This is a genomic window from Bartonella sp. CL434QHHD, from assembly GCF_042195145.1.
Lineage (GTDB): Bacteria > Pseudomonadota > Alphaproteobacteria > Rhizobiales > Rhizobiaceae > Bartonella.
On the sequence record NZ_JBHINT010000015.1, the window covers coordinates 131,441 to 148,010 of the forward strand.

11 protein-coding genes, 1 tRNA gene and 1 pseudogene are annotated in these 16,570 nt (G+C 39.6%); all 13 read right to left on the reverse strand.

The window, feature by feature from the left end; genetic code table 11:
• Window positions 1-368 precede the first annotated feature (368 nt).
• Window positions 369-1,760: an L-serine ammonia-lyase gene (locus tag ACFILN_RS03345; RefSeq protein WP_375631239.1), complete on the reverse strand. Its 1,392-nt coding sequence runs from the start codon at window positions 1,758-1,760 to the stop codon at window positions 369-371.
• Window positions 1,761-2,101: 341 nt separating this feature from the next.
• Window positions 2,102-2,791 carry a nitroreductase gene (locus ACFILN_RS03350; protein ID WP_375631245.1) on the reverse strand — a complete coding sequence of 230 codons (690 nt, stop codon included), beginning with the start codon at window positions 2,789-2,791 and terminating at the stop codon, window positions 2,102-2,104.
• Between the two features lie 206 nt (window positions 2,792-2,997).
• Entirely contained in the window at window positions 2,998-3,384 is a 387-nt protein-coding gene (locus ACFILN_RS03355; protein WP_375663664.1) for a MerR family DNA-binding transcriptional regulator, read from the reverse strand.
• A gap of 545 nt (window positions 3,385-3,929) precedes the next feature.
• Window positions 3,930-8,141 (reverse strand): DNA-directed RNA polymerase subunit beta', encoded by a 4,212-nt coding sequence (gene rpoC, locus ACFILN_RS03360; protein WP_375663663.1) that lies wholly within the window; start codon window positions 8,139-8,141, stop codon window positions 3,930-3,932.
• A 172-nt stretch (window positions 8,142-8,313) separates the two neighbouring features.
• Entirely contained in the window at window positions 8,314-12,462 is a 4,149-nt protein-coding gene (gene rpoB / locus ACFILN_RS03365; RefSeq protein ID WP_273790655.1) for a DNA-directed RNA polymerase subunit beta, read from the reverse strand.
• 289 nt (window positions 12,463-12,751) lie between these two features.
• Window positions 12,752-13,123, reverse strand: coding sequence for a 50S ribosomal protein L7/L12 (gene rplL / locus ACFILN_RS03370; RefSeq protein ID WP_273790654.1), 372 nt, complete (start codon window positions 13,121-13,123; stop codon window positions 12,752-12,754).
• A 101-nt stretch (window positions 13,124-13,224) separates the two neighbouring features.
• A complete protein-coding gene (gene rplJ / locus ACFILN_RS03375; protein WP_012755027.1) occupies window positions 13,225-13,743 on the reverse strand; it encodes a 50S ribosomal protein L10 in 519 nt (172 codons plus the stop codon).
• A gap of 361 nt (window positions 13,744-14,104) precedes the next feature.
• Window positions 14,105-14,809, reverse strand: a complete 705-nt coding sequence (gene rplA, locus ACFILN_RS03380) for a 50S ribosomal protein L1 (RefSeq protein WP_375631242.1) — start codon at window positions 14,807-14,809, stop codon at window positions 14,105-14,107.
• A gap of 4 nt (window positions 14,810-14,813) precedes the next feature.
• The gene (gene rplK / locus ACFILN_RS03385; protein ID WP_273723157.1) at window positions 14,814-15,242 is read right to left on the reverse strand and encodes a 50S ribosomal protein L11; all 429 of its coding nucleotides are present in this window, start codon (window positions 15,240-15,242) and stop codon (window positions 14,814-14,816) included.
• Between the two features lie 149 nt (window positions 15,243-15,391).
• Window positions 15,392-15,922 carry a transcription termination/antitermination protein NusG gene (nusG, locus tag ACFILN_RS03390; protein WP_273790740.1) on the reverse strand — a complete coding sequence of 177 codons (531 nt, stop codon included), beginning with the start codon at window positions 15,920-15,922 and terminating at the stop codon, window positions 15,392-15,394.
• A gap of 20 nt (window positions 15,923-15,942) precedes the next feature.
• Window positions 15,943-16,155, reverse strand: a complete 213-nt coding sequence (gene secE / locus ACFILN_RS03395; RefSeq protein WP_273790652.1) for a preprotein translocase subunit SecE — start codon at window positions 16,153-16,155, stop codon at window positions 15,943-15,945.
• Window positions 16,156-16,356: 201 nt separating this feature from the next.
• A tRNA-Trp gene (locus ACFILN_RS03400) sits at window positions 16,357-16,432 on the reverse strand.
• Between the two features lie 47 nt (window positions 16,433-16,479).
• Window positions 16,480-16,570 (reverse strand): annotated as a pseudogene (locus ACFILN_RS03405) (elongation factor Tu); the annotation flags it as partial.

Here is a 16,570-nt window from a genome sequence, read left to right on the forward strand (position 1 = left end):
AAATAAATTTTCCTTGGATACTCAGGTATAATCTTCCATTACTTAAAAGATATGGCTATGGAAACTTTTTAAAACCATAAAACCCAGCTAAAAAAATAATGGTAAATTGATCACTAATTTTACTTTACGCTTTTTTATTTTTTCCATTTTAGGACAAATCAAACATATATCAACAATACGCTCTCTCCAAACTTGTATCAACAGCTACTATTCGTTAAGAAAGCACTGAGCCATCTCAAATTTATTTTAAGCATGCTGCTGAATTAATTTGGAGTTTTGATTTATAAGGAACAAAAAACATAAGCTTTATCAGGAAATATGATTCTTCTCCAAAACGTCCAGTTATGGATTGAAAAATGTTCTAGCTCTTAACAAGATATTGCATTGACTGCAAGACCACCTTTACTTGTCTCTTTATAGCGTTCACTCATATCATGACCAGTCTGGCGCATTGTTTCTATACAAGCATCAAGAGAAACAAAATGATCTCCATTACCATATAATGCAAGAGAAGAAGCCGTTACCGCCTTAACAGCTCCCATTGCATTACGCTCAATACAAGGAACTTGTACAAGACCTGCAACAGGATCACATGTCATTCCCAAATGATGTTCAAGCGCAATTTCTGCCGCATTTTCAATTTGAGCTGGTGTTCCACCTAATGCTGCGGTCAACCCTGCTGCGGCCATTGAAGATGCCGTTCCAACTTCACCTTGACACCCAACTTCTGCACCAGAAATAGAGGCATTATGTTTGATAACACCGCCTATAGCTGCTGCCGTTAATAGAAAATTATGTATTCCCTCTCGATCTGAATCATCATTAAATTGAAGATAATAACGCAAAACGGCTGGGACAACACCAGCTGCGCCATTTGTTGGTGCTGTAACAACACGACCACCTGCTGCATTTTCCTCATTGACTGCTATAGCATATACCGAAAGCCAATCATTTGCCCAAAGTGGATAATTGTGATTTTTCCTTTGATTTTCCAAAAGCGTTTCATGCAGCTTTTTAGCACGCCTTAGAACACGCAATCCACCAGGCAACTCACCTTCTTGTGAAAGACCTCTATCAATGCAATTTGTCATCGCTGAAAAAATTTCATCAAGCCCTACATCAAGAGAAGAACGCTCTATCTTTGTTTCTTCATTTAAGCGCTTCATTTCAGCAATTGAAAGTCCTGATTTTTCTGCCATTGATAACATTGTACAAGCAGAATCGAATGGATATGGTACCTCAAATGCTTCTGGTTGTATATTATCATTCATATGGCTTAATTCATCCTCAGTCACAACAAAGCCACCACCGATAGAATAATAAATCTGCCGCAACAGAACATTCCCATCAGTATTAAGTCCTTCAAAGGCTAGTCCATTTGTATGTCCAGGGAGGATTTGCTTTCGTTCAAAAATAAGATCACATTGCACATCAAACTGATAAGCGGGATGGCCTTCTGGTTGCACTTTTTTTTCACGTATAACTTTTTCTAACAGAAACCCCATGCTATCAGGATCAACAGTAGAAGCTTTTTCTCCTAAAAGTCCTAATATGATAGCCCTATCTGTTGCATGACCAATACCCGTGAAAGCTAACGAACCATAAAGATAAACACGTATACGAGAAACTTGAATATCAGACGACTGAGAAAAATCTCCTATCTTTTGCAAAAACATATTAGCAGCTGTCATCGGTCCCATCGTATGTGAGCTAGAAGGACCAATCCCAATTTTAAAAAGTTCAAAAACAGATAGAAACACGTATCACCTCAAAACTATAGTACAGTTTGAGCATATATGCTTTTTCATAACGTTTCTCCCGTTTAAAATCAAATTGCGAGATAAACTAAAAAAATAACAGCAATAAACACGAATGTCGCTCGTCTTGCTACCACCCAACACTTTCTTTCTATAGTGTTTTCCATTAGCCAACCTTCAAAACGGGCAATGCCCCTAGAGTCACCACTCCTAATGTTCCAAGCGTAGTAAAATAAGTGTTAATATGCAATATTAAAATTCAATAAGGATGAGAAATCTTATCGGAAATATTTTTCATAATGCACTAAGTTCTTCAAAACGTATGCTTAATTGTATGAAATATTTTATGGGTATGTTTCAATGAAACGTACAAAGTTTTCTAACGATTCTCGTTCTGTCTCAAACTTGTTTTCTGGAGCACTCATATCGCGATAACCAAGTGCCATACCACAGATAATATGGCGATCAGAAGGAATAGATAAAAGCGTACGAATCTGTTTATGATAATCAGCAAAAGCAGCTTGAGGACAGGTATCTAATCCAAATCCACGTGCAGCTAACATAATGGTCTGCATAAACATACCCAAATCAAGCCAACTCCCCATTTCCATGTCGTGATCCATTGTAAATAAGAGTCCTACAGGTGCATCAAAAAATAAAAAATTTCGCGCCTTTTGATGAAGTATTTTTTCTTTATCTCCTTTTTGAATTCCAAGACTCTGATAAAGATCCAAACCAACTTTTCGACGCCTTGAAATATAAGGCTCACGCCACTGACGTGGATAATAACTATATTCACGCTCTCCTTTTACACCTGAAAGCACAAGTTGTGAAAGCTCTTGCCCTACTTTCTGTAATACACTTCCTGTAAGCACAATCACTTGCCATGGCTGAATATTTGTTCCAGATGGTGCACGTGCTGCAAGTTTTAAGATTTCTTTGATTGTTTCCAAACTAACTGGCTGATCAGTAAAAGCGCGAATTGACTTTCGTGACAAAATAGATTGAAAAACACTCATAGGAGAAACTGTCATTGTTTTTACTTTCTTTATGAAAAATAATTTTTTCTTATCAAGGACAATATACTGCGAAAATACCTTTGCAGCTTTTTCAAACACTCTATTTCTTTAAATGACTTACACATTTCACGCAGTGTTAAATATCCCCCTTAGAGATAGTATAACCTATCCCTTTTAAGAGAAAGAAAATTGTCTAAAAGTAGACAAAATAAATTTTATAATCAATAACTAACCCCCAACTCCGCTAAGCTCTCAAAAAAACTCTCCTCAATTCGTTCTAAATCCTGTAGAAGATCATCAACATCATGCTGCATCTGCTTTAAATCAGCTCGTTTTTTATGAATTCCTGCAATTAATTTCTTAAGCTTTTTCTCATCATCTGGTGGTTTTCCAACTATTGTCAACATATCAGATATTTCAGACAACGAAAATTTAACTCTTTTAGCACGCAGTATTTGCTTTAACTTATGACGATCCGTTTGTGTATAAAGCCGTGTACTTCCACGCCGAAAAGGACTAAGAAGTCCCTCTTCTTCATAATAACGCAAAGTTCGAGCTGTTATTGAAAACTCACGTGTTAATTTTCCAATTGAATAATATTCGTACATTTTATCATTCTGTCTGCATAGATCACATTGTTATAAGAAATGTGTCTATTTTTTATAAAAAACTTAGTAAGCACCCTAATCTCTACTTTCCTGCATTCTAATTTATAAGAAAATACATTCTTATCATACAAGCATTGTATAGTAGAGAATCAATTATTTTTTAGATTACAGAAAAGACTATTGACCTTTCATTATAAGTCCTTTTAAATCTTTATAGAAGATATCAATCAAAAATTTTCCTAAAATTCAAAATCAATCATTATTTGATTTGTAGATAATCACTCTTTTCCTTGAATATGGCTTTTGAGTTTTACATATTTTGAAAAAATTCTATACTGCTTTTAGAAATTAAGAAACTTTAAAATAAAGTAACAAAAAAGATAAACATCATTACAAAATAATAAGCTACTAAAGACGTTCCCAATAACTGTCGCCTTATAATTTTTGACATTTTCAAGAAAATATGTAACTTTCGCATTTTGAGATAAAAAAACGTCTGAACTTTCTATTCAGACGTTTTTATATTATGTGATGTTGTATTTAAATTATTCAGCAACGGCCCCAGTTGTCATATTTGTCAACATAGCCTTAGCCACTTCGTTATTACTAGACTTACGCTGCTCATCTACAATCAAATCATCACGAACCGCAGCAATACGACGGATTTGAGAAATCGTACCGCCTGTACCTGCTGGAATAAGACGACCGACAATAACGTTCTCTTTAAGTCCTTGCAAAGTATCAATTTTACCAGAAACTGCTGCTTCAGTAAGAACACGTGTTGTTTCCTGAAACGATGCCGCCGAAATGAAAGAAGGCGTTTGAAGAGAAGCTTTTGTAATTCCAAGAAGAATGGGATTACCAGATGCTGGTTTCTTCCCTTCTGCAATCAAATTATCATTGATTTCATCAAGTTCAATACGATCAACATTATCACCTGGAATATAACCAGAATCTCCAGATTCAGTAATTTCAACTTTTTGCAACATTTGACGAACAATCACTTCAATGTGCTTATCATTAATAAGAACTCCCTGTAAACGATAAACCTCCTGAATCTCATTAACAAGATAAGATGCCAAAGCTTCAACCCCCTTAATCGCCAAGATATCATGAGGTGCTGGATTACCATCAAGGATATAATCTCCCTTTTCAATTTGATCGCCTTCTTGGAAATGAAACAACTTACCTTTTGGAATCAAATATTCTACTGCCTCAAGAGTTTCATCATTTGGTTCAATAATGATACGACGTTTATTCTTATAACCACGGCCGAATCGAATCGTGCCACTTACTTCAGCAATAATCGCATGATCCTTTGGACGACGCGCTTCAAAAAGCTCAGCCACACGTGGTAAACCACCCGTAATATCTTTCGTCTTGGCACTTTCCATTGGCAAACGAGCAATAACATCACCAGCCTTAACATGAGCACCAAGCTCAACAGAAAGAATAGTTTCCACTGACATCATATAACGGGCTTCACCTCCCTTATACAATTTAGCAATGGATTCACCTTCTTTATCTGTGTAAATAATAATGGCTGGTTTAAGATCCGCACCACGTGGATTAGCGCGCCAATCAATCACTAAACGCTTCGTAATACCCGTAGATTCATCAGCTGTTTCAGTGACAGATAAACCATCAATCATATCTTCAAAACCCACATAACCTTCAACTTCCGTTAAAATTGGACGTGTATAAGGATCCCATTCTGCTATACGTTGGCCACGTTTAACCACATCACCATCATCAACAAAAATATGAGCACCATAGCTAACACGATGTACAACGCGCTCTTTTCCTAACTCATCCTTGATAAGGATAGCCATATTACGCCCCATAACAACCAATTGGCCTTCAGAGTTACGAACCACATTACGATTACGAATCTCCACCTTACCTTCATAAGATGCCTCTAAATACGATGAATCAACAACCTGCGCAGTTCCTCCTAAGTGGAAAGTACGCATAGTAAGCTGTGTTCCCGGCTCACCAATGGATTGAGCAGCAATAACACCAACGGCTTCTCCCTGATTAACAGGTGTTCCACGCGCCAAATCACGACCATAGCATTTTGCACAAACACCAAGACGTGTTTCACATGTTAAAGCAGAGCGAATTTGAACAGATTGAATCCCAGCTGCTTCAATCTTCGCAACATCAGCTTCCTCAATCATTGCTCCACCTTCAAGGATAACCTCTCCAGAGACAGGATGTAGAATATCAACAAGCGCTGTACGACCAAGAATTCTTTGCCCAATGGAGGCAACAATTTGTCCTGCATCAACAATCGGCTGCATGGTAAGCCCTTTTGCGGTACCACAATCAACTGCTGAAATAATAGCATCCTGTGCAACATCAACAAGACGCCGTGTTAAATAACCAGAGTTCGCCGTCTTTAACGCAGTATCAGCAAGTCCTTTACGTGCACCATGCGTGGAATTGAAGTACTCATTAACAGTTAGACCTTCTTTAAAATTTGAAATAATGGGCGTTTCAATAATTTCACCCGATGGTTTTGCCATTAATCCACGCATACCGGCCAATTGTCTCATCTGGTTAGCAGAACCACGAGCACCAGAGTGCGACATCATATAGATCGAATTCATCGGCCGTTGACGACCTGTTTTAGGATCAAAATCGACGGCTTGAATACGTTTCATCATTTCATCTGCAACGCGATCTGTACATTTACCCCAAGCATCTACAACCTTATTGTATTTTTCACCTTGTGTAATCAAACCATCATTATATTGCTGTTCGTACTCCTTAGCCAAAGCTTCTGTTTCTGCAACTAAACGAGACTTACTATCAGGAATAACCATATCATCCTTACCGAATGAAATTCCTGCACGACAAGCATAAGAAAAGCCAAGCTGCATAATACGGTCACAAAAAATAACCGTCTCTTTTTGTCCACAGTGCCGATAAACATGATCAATCATTTTAGAAATATTCTTTTTCGTCATCTCTTGATTGACAATATCAAATGAGATATCCGCACTTCTTGGCAAAAGCTCACCGATAATCAAACGACCAGGTGTCGTATCATAAAGTTTAGAAACTTCTTTTCCATCCTTCCCAATATTCTTAACACGGCCTTTAATCTTCGTATGAAGCGTTACAACCTTATTTTCCAAGGCATAATGAAGCTCACCTATATCAGAAAAGGCCATTCCTTCACCTGGTTCTTTTTCAGAAACAATTGAAAGATAATAAAGACCAAGAACCATATCCTGTGAGGGAACAATAATGGGAGCACCATTGGCCGGATGAAGAATATTATTGGTGGACATCATCAAAACACGGGCTTCAAGCTGCGCTTCAAGAGAAAGCGGAACGTGAACCGCCATCTGATCACCATCAAAATCTGCATTAAAAGCAGTACACACCAGTGGATGAAGTTGAATAGCTTTGCCTTCAATTAAGATAGGTTCAAAAGCCTGAATCCCCAAACGGTGCAATGTTGGCGCACGGTTGAGTAAAACAGGGTGTTCACGAATAACCTCATCCAAGATATCCCAAACTTCTGGATGTTCTTTTTCAACAAGCTTCTTTGCCTGCTTTACCGTTGATGAATAGCCTTTTGCATCAAGCCGCGCATAAATAAAAGGCTTAAATAATTCAAGAGCCATTTTTTTAGGAAGACCACATTGATGCAATTTTAATTCAGGACCCGTCACGATAACAGAACGCCCCGAGTAATCAACTCGCTTCCCAAGTAAGTTCTGACGAAACCGTCCTTGCTTGCCCTTCAACATATCTGATAGAGACTTGAGAGGACGTTTATTGGCTCCAGTAATCACACGCCCACGCCGTCCATTATCAAACAATGCATCAACAGCTTCTTGTACCATACGCTTTTCATTGCGCACGATAATTCCAGGAGCACGCAATTCAATCAGCCGTTTCAAGCGGTTATTACGATTAATAACACGCCGATAAAGATCATTCAGATCTGATGTCGCAAAACGCCCACCATCAAGCGGAACCAATGGACGCAAATCCGGTGGAATAACCGGAATTGTTTTCATTATCATCCACTCTGGCTTATTCCCAGATTCAAGAAAATTTTCAACGATTTTAAGTCGTTTAATCAATTTTTTCTGCTTTAACTCTGAAGTTGTTTCAGCTAATTCGAGACGCAAATCATTAGCGATTTTATCTAACTCCATACTAGCTAAAAGCTCGTAAATAGCTTCAGCGCCAATCATAGCTGTAAATTGATCTTCTCCGAACTCATCAATAGCAAGCATATATTCTTCTTCAGAAAGAAGCTGATGGAGCTTAAGAGATGTCAATCCTGGTTCGGTTACAATATAATTCTCAAAATAAAGAACCCGCTCAATATCTTTTAAAGTTAAATCTAAAAGTGTAGAAATACGACCTGGTAATGATTTAAGAAACCATATATGTGCAACAGGTGCCGCAAGTTCAATATGCCCCATACGCTCACGACGTACGCGCGAAAGAGTAACCTCTACACCGCATTTTTCACAAATAATGCCCTTATACTTCATGCGTTTATATTTGCCACATAGACACTCATAGTCCTTAATAGGGCCAAATATACGTGCACAAAAAAGACCATCACGTTCTGGTTTAAAAGTCCGATAATTAATAGTCTCAGGCTTCTTAATCTCACCATACGACCAGGACAAAATTTTCTCAGGACTCGCAATAGAAATACGAATAGAGTCAAATGTCTGCGCTGGCGCTTGAGGATTGAAAAGATTCATGACCTCGTGGTTCATGCTGTTCTCCTTCAAAGATTCTTAGAACCTGTTGTAATATCTCATTTATTTTATAACAGATCTTTTTTAAAATACATTTACTTTTAAAAACGACCTGTATAGCCTTAATAAGGTTATTGAGCCTCTTAAAGTAATAAGAGCGCAGCCTTTTTCCAGTGCGCTCCTTGAATTATTACTCTGCCGTATCAGACAATGCCCGCTGTGCAATAAGTTCACGCGCATCATCAAGCTCCACATTAAGAGCAAGTGAGCGCATTTCTTTTACCAACACATTAAAGCTTTCGGGTATCCCTGCCTCAAATGTATCATCACCACGCACAATTGCCTCATAGACTTTTGTCCGCCCAGCCACATCATCTGATTTTACTGTTAGCATCTCCTGCAAAGTGTATGCAGCACCATAAGCTTCAAGTGCCCATACCTCCATTTCACCAAAACGCTGACCACCAAACTGTGCCTTACCTCCTAATGGCTGCTGCGTAACAAGTGAATAGGGACCTATAGAACGTGCATGAATCTTATCATCAACAAGGTGATGCAATTTCAACATGTAAATATATCCCACCGTTACTGGACGATCAAAAGGCTCCCCAGTACGACCATCATAAAGCGTAACCTGCCCTGAACTATCTAAGCCTGCGTCTTCCAGCATCATGTTAATATCAGACTCATGTGCTCCATCAAAAACAGGCGTTGCAATTGAAACCCCTTTTTTCATCTGTAATGCCAATTTGTAGAGGCTTTCATTATCATACTGACGGACTGGTTCATTATGATTATCATCAGGCATAAGATTTTCAATACGCTGACGCAGCGGCAATATATCCCCAGTCTCTTGATACAACTCTAACAAATCACCAATCTTCTTGCCCATCCCCGCACATGCCCAACCAAGGTGCGTCTCAAGAATTTGTCCAACATTCATACGACTAGGCACACCAAGCGGATTCAAGACGATATCAGCATGGGTCCCATCTTCAAGAAATGGCATATCTTCTACGGGAAGAATACGTGAAACAACACCCTTATTTCCGTGACGTCCCGCCATCTTATCACCTGGTTGGATTTTGCGCTTCACAGCCACAAAAACCTTCACCATTTTCATGACACCAGGAGGCATTTCATCACCTCTTTGGACCTTTTCAACTTTATCCATAAAGCGACGTTGTAATGCTTCCTTTGATTCATCATATTGCTTGCGCAAAGCTTCAATTTCATTTTGAAGTTTTTCATCCTCAACAGCAAATTGCCACCACTGGGATCGTGGATAATGCCCCATCACTGTACTATCAAGCTTTTTGCTGCCCGAAAAGCCTTTCGGACCTTCTACAGCAACTTTACCTGTCAACATATCGGTGAGGCGCGAATAAACATTGCGATCAAGAATAGACTGTTCATCATCACGGTCTTTTGCTAAACGCTCAATTTCTTCACGCTCAATTGCCATCGCACGTTCATCTTTTTCCACGCCATGGCGATTAAAAACGCGAACTTCAACAACAGTACCAAAAGTCCCAGGAGGCATACGCATAGAAGTATCACGAACATCGGATGCCTTTTCCCCAAAAATCGCACGCAGAAGCTTTTCTTCCGGCGTCATGGGACTTTCACCTTTTGGGGTAATCTTTCCAACTAAAATATCACCCGGTTGAACTTCAGCACCAATATAAATAATGCCAGCTTCATCAAGATTTCTTAACGCTTCTTCCGCAACATTAGGAATGTCGCGCGTAATTTCCTCAGGCCCAAGTTTTGTATCGCGTGCCGCAACTTCAAATTCCTCAATATGAATTGAAGTAAACACATCATCAGCAACAATGCGCTCGGATAACAAAATAGAATCTTCATAATTGTATCCATTCCAAGGCATAAAGGCTACGAGAACATTCCGCCCAAGAGCCAAATCACCAAGATCCGTGGATGGACCATCTGCAATGATATCACCTTTTTCTACCCTATCACCAACATTTACAAGAGGACGCTGATTAATACAAGTGGACTGATTAGAACGCTGAAATTTCTGTAAGCGGTAAATATCAACGCCTGATTTTGAAGGATCTAAATCTTCTGTTGCACGGATAACAATACGGGTAGCATCAACTTGATCAACAACACCACTACGTTTTGCACTCACAGCAGCTCCTGAATCGCGCGCAACTATGGATTCCATTCCCGTCCCAACAAATGGTGCTTCAGCGCGTACAAGAGGAACTGCCTGACGCTGCATGTTCGATCCCATAAGTGCACGATTCGCATCATCATTTTCCAAAAAAGGAATAAGCGCTGCTGCAACTGAAACCAACTGTTTTGGTGAAACATCCATCAAATCAACATGATCACGCGGCGCCATTAAAACTTCACCAGCATGACGGCAAACAACAAACTCTTCTATAAAACGACCTTCGCTATCTAATGAAGAATTAGCCTGAGCGACATAATGCTTTGCTTCTTCCATCGCTGAAAGATAAATAACTTCTTTTGTAACTTTTCCATCAATAATTTTTCGATATGGACTTTCAATAAAGCCATATTTGTTAACTCGCGCAAATGTTGCTAAGGAGTTGATTAGACCAATATTGGGGCCTTCTGGTGTTTCAATCGGACAAATACGACCATAATGCGTAGGATGTACGTCACGGACTTCAAAACCCGCACGTTCACGAGTCAAACCGCCTGGACCAAGAGCAGAAAGACGGCGCTTATGGGTAATTTCCGACAATGGATTGGTTTGATCCATAAACTGCGACAATTGTGAAGACCCAAAAAACTCACGAACTGCTGCTGCAGCAGGCTTTGCATTGATCAAATCCTGTGGCATAACTGTATCAATTTCAACCGATGACATACGCTCTTTTATCGCACGCTCCATACGAAGAAGACCAATGCGATATTGATTTTCCATCAACTCCCCAACGGAACGAACGCGACGGTTGCCAAGATTATCAATATCATCAATTTCACCACGTCCATCACGCAATTCAACCAACATCTTAACAACAGCAAGAATATCCTCTTGGCGTAAAATGCGAACTGTGTCTGGACAATCAAGATCCATACGCAAATTCATCTTAACACGCCCAACAGCAGAAAGATCATAACGCTCTGGATCAAAAAACAATGAATGGAACATTGCTTCTGCTGTATCGATTGTTGGAGGCTCACCTGGACGCATTACTCGGTAAATATCAAATAACGCATCCTGCCGACTTTCATTTTTATCCACCTTCAAAGTATTGCGGATGTAAGCGCCAATATTCATGTGATCAATATCAAGAATATTGATTTGATCAGCACTAACATCAAGCAAAATTTTTAATACTTTTTCGTCAATTTCATCACCAGCCTCAAGGTAGATTTCACCTGTTTCGTAATTGACGATATCTTCGGCTAGATAACAACCTAATAAATCATCTTCACTAACTTTAACCGCTTTAAGTCCTTTTTCTGCCAAAGACTTCGCAGTACGAACTGTTAATTTTTTACCAGCCTCCGCAACGACTTCACCACTATCTGCATCTATAAGGTCAGAAATGAGCTTCATTCCTTTAAAGCGATCAACAGAATAAGGAACTCGCCATCCTTCTCCATCACGCTCATAAGTCACTTTATCATAAAACGTTGATAAAATATCTGACGCATCCATACCTAATGCCATCAAAAGACTTGTAACAGGAATTTTGCGCCGTCGATCAATACGCGCATAAACGATGTCCTTAGCATCAAACTCAATATCAAGCCAAGAACCACGATACGGAATAACACGAGCAGCAAAAAGAAGCTTTCCTGATGAATGGGACTTTCCTTTATCATGGTCAAAAAAGACACCAGGAGAACGATGCATCTGAGAAACAATAACACGCTCCGTACCATTAACAACAAAGGTACCATTCGTCGTCATTAAAGGCATATCGCCCATATAAACGCCTTGCTCTTTAATGTCTTTGATATCTTTGGAGCCAGTATCCTCATCAACATCAAAAACAATCAAACGCAATATGACCTTTAATGGGGCAGCATAAGTTAAATCACGTTGACGGCACTCTTCAACATCAAATTTTGGTAAATCAAATTCATAACCTACAAACTCAAGCATAGCTGTACCGGAAAAATCTGAAATAGGAAAAACAGATTTAAAAACAGCTTGCAAACCTTCATCTGGTCGTCCACCTTTCGGTTCCTCAACCATGAGAAACTGATCGTATGACGCTTTTTGAACCTCAATAAGATTCGGCATTTCTGCTACTTCAGGAATCTTACCAAAAAATTTGCGTACGCGCTTACGACCATTGAATTGAGACATCATTGCGTGAGTCTGAGCCATCGTCGCTCCTTGATCTTTACTCTTCAAGGTAGACCAACCTTGAAAGCCTTATATCATTAACCTGCATATGCAGACCAGTTCACTTGACACTCAATAATGAGCATCATTAACTTTCCCCACCAACATAAGCCATTTATCTCTTTGACTCTATGATGAAGGAGTAAGTAATCTAAACCTATCCCATTCCTGTTACGAAACCATTAGGAAAAGGTTTTTTACTCATTATTTTCCCTCTTTGTATTAAGAGAAAGAAATCGGCGAACATAAATGCCCGCCGATAAAATTAAATTTACTTAAGTTCCACTTTAGCACCAGCAGCTTCAAGTTGAGATTTAATTTTTTCTGCTTCTTCTTTAGAAGCAGCCTCTTTAATAGGCTTAGGTGCACCTTCAACCAGATCTTTAGCTTCTTTAAGACCAAGTCCAGTAAGAGCACGAACTTCCTTAATAACATTAATTTTTTGTGCGCCACCTTCAACAAGAATAACATCAAATTCTGTTTTTTCTTCAGCAGCTGGAGCAGCAGCACCAGCAACAGCAGCGACAGCTACAGGAGCAGCAGCCGAAACTCCCCACTTTTCTTCAAGTAACTTAGAAAGCTCAGCGGCTTCCAAAAGGGTTAGATTAGAAAGGTCTTCTACGATCTTCTCTAGATCAGCCATTTTTAAATTCCTTCAATTAAAAGATTTGAACCATTATTAAATTTTATCCAAAAAAACAGAAAAGCATTAAGGCTCTTCCATAAACGTGAATACAAACAGCCTTAAGCCGCCTTATCCTCCTGAGCATATGCTCCAATGACACGTGCAACCTGACCAGCAGGGGCATTAACAACCTGTGCAATACGGGTCGCAGGGGTAGAAATCATACCCACAAGTTTTGCACGCAACTCGTTTAATGAAGGCAATGAAGCCAATGACTTCACAGCATCTACAGTTAAACTTGTTGCACCCATTGAACCGCCAAGTATGACAAATTTGTCATTGCTTTTCGCAAAATCAACAGCAACTTTCGGTGCTGTGATTGGATCTTCTGAATAAGCAATAAGTGTTTGCCCAGTAAACAAACCCACTATCGATTCAGATTCCGTGCCCTGAAGAGCGATTTTAGCAAGACGGTTTTTGGCGACTTTAACGGCACCGCCAGCTTCACCCATTTTCGAACGCAGATCATTCATCTGTGAAACTGTCAGACCGGAATAATGTGCAACAACAACAGAACCAGACTTCCGAAAAGCCTCGTTAAGCCATGTAACAAATTCGCGTTTTTCCGCTCTATTCACTGTCTCTCTCCATTTAACAGATTTACTTAAAACAAACCTGTTGGTTACCTTTGATAACATAAAATACTTCATGTCACCGATGAGGATCCTGTCCCCTTTTTCACGCACAGCGTTCAAAGGCAACCTTGGCTCAAACCCTTTAAGTCTTTTAACTCTCAGTTTTTACCCCAGTCTCATGCAGGTTTTTTTTGATTAAGATACTTAAAAGTATCACCTACAATCTCGGACAGGATATTCCGGAATTTCTCCCGGCACAACCTAAGCCCTATAAAGCTTAGATAGCTAAATGCTGATCAAAACCAGCACTTTAAAATACAATTTTGATATTCCCATACCCCAAAAAACAAAATCATAAATCAGCTTACATTAACTCTGAACGAACCGTTGCTGGATCAACTTTAACACCAACTCCCATAGTCGACGAAACAGCAACGCGTTTAATATATTCACCTTTTGCACCTTGCGGTTTGGCTTTAATAACTGCACTTGCAAAGGCTTTTATATTTTCTACGATTTTTTCAACACCAAAAGAAGCCTTACCAATACCAGCATGCACAATACCAGCTTTTTCCACACGAAACTCAACAGCACCACCTTTAGAAGCTTTGACAGCACCGGCGATATCAAGTGTTACAGTACCAACCTTCGGATTTGGCATCAAACTCCGTGGACCAAGAATCTTACCAAGACGACCAACAAGAGGCATCATGTCTGGCGTTGCAATACAACGATCAAAGTCTATAGTCCCTCTATTAACGCTTTCAAATAAATCTTCGGCACCCACAATATCAGCTCCTGCCGCCTTAGCTTCCTCAGCCTTATCCCCACGAGCAAAAACGGCAACACGAATATTTCTCCCTGTCCCATTAGGCAAATGAGCAACGCCTCGAACCATTTGATCAGCATGACGCGGATCAACACCCAAGTTCATTGAAATTTCGATTGTTTCATCAAACTTAGCAACAGCACGCTCCTTAACCATTGAAACGGCATCTTTTAAAGCGTAAAGTTCATTAAAATCAATATCTTTTCGGATATTTTTTATTCTTTTTGCTACTTTTGCCATAATATTAGCCCACCACTTCCAAGCCCATCGAGCGAGCAGAACCTTCAACCATACGCATTGCTGCCTCAATGTCATTCGCATTAAGATCTTTCATCTTTGATTCCGCAATCGAACGAATTTTATCGCGAGAAATGCTTCCTACAGACACTTTACCAGGCTCTTTTGAGCCAGATTTCAGGTTTGCTTCCTTCTTTAAAAAGAATGATACAGGAGGCGTCTTGAGAGAAAATGTGAAAGACTTATCTTGATAATACGTAATAACAACTGGAATCGGTGCCCCCTTTTCCATTTCTTGTGTAGCTGCATTAAACGCCTTACAAAACTCCATGATATTAATACCACGCTGCCCAAGAGCTGGACCAATCGGTGGAGATGGAGTAGCAGCTCCTGCAGGAACCTGCAACTTAAGCTGACCTATACTTTTTTTTGCCATAACAATCTGCCTTTAATTTCACTGGTATACTGACAATTCACCTTGCCCGTTACCCGCTGCAGTCACGTGGTTCGGATCATTAAGCCGACAAAAGCTATAAATCACCTCCCACTCCTTCCTTAAAGTAATTAAAACTACTCTAAGTTTAATCAGAGTTTTTCAACCTGACCAAATTCCAAATCAACAGGCGTAGGACGCCCAAAAATAAGCACTTCAACCTTAAGACGAGAGCGCTCTTCTTCAACCTCTTGAACAATTCCATTAAACGAAACAAAAGGACCATCAGCAACGCGAACTTGCTCTCCAACCTCAAACAATACAGAGGACTTTGGAGACTCAACCCTTTCCTGAACTTGTTTGAGAATTTGCTCAACCTCTCGATCAGAAATAGGAACAGGACGCGCATCCGACCCTAAAAAACCTGTCACTTTAGGCGTGTTCTTAATAAGATGATAAACTTCATCTGTTAACTCAGCACGAACAAGAACATAACCAGGAAAAAACTTTCGCTCAGTATCAACTTTGCGTCCACGACGAACCTCTACAACACGCTCTGTTGGAACAAAAATCTTTTCAAAAAGATGATCAAGTCCCTTTTGCTTTGCCTCCTTATCAATAGCTTCCGCTACTTTCTTTTCAAAATTTGAATATGCCTGAACAATATACCAACGAGCTGCCACAGTCACACTTCCTTACATTCTCAACTAAAAAGATATTTCAGAAGATCAATAACCCGCCAAACACCAAAATGCATAACCTGATCCACAATAAAAAAGAAAGCTGAAGCCAATGCAGTTACCAACAAAACCATAATAGTAGAAATAACCGTCTCACGACGTGTAGGCCATTTCACTTTAATTGTTTCTGCATAAACCTGCTTCAAAAAGGTAATCGGATTGGTTTTAGATGCCATCGTCACACTATACTCTCTCTAGTCCTATTGTGTTTTATAGAACAAAATAAACAGGAAAAAATGCAAAAGCCAACTTTCAGACTTATGCAATTTCCTTACTTTCTATTCAATACCGTTTCACACACAAAAAAACAAGCCCCATATCAAAAAAAGCGAAAAAGGCAGCAAAATCCACTCCCTTATATGTAAAATCCCCCCCTTTGGCAGGGGCAGCAGGACTTGAACCCGCGACCTGCGGTTTTGGAGACCGCCGCTCTACCAACTGAGCTATACCCCTAACTCTCAAAACTAAAACACTTTTAACACCCCTTTAACAAGCATTATTTATTCAATAATCTTAGAGACGATACCGGCACCAACAGTACGACCACCTTCACGAATAGCAAAACGAAGTTTCTCTTCCATCGCTATCGGA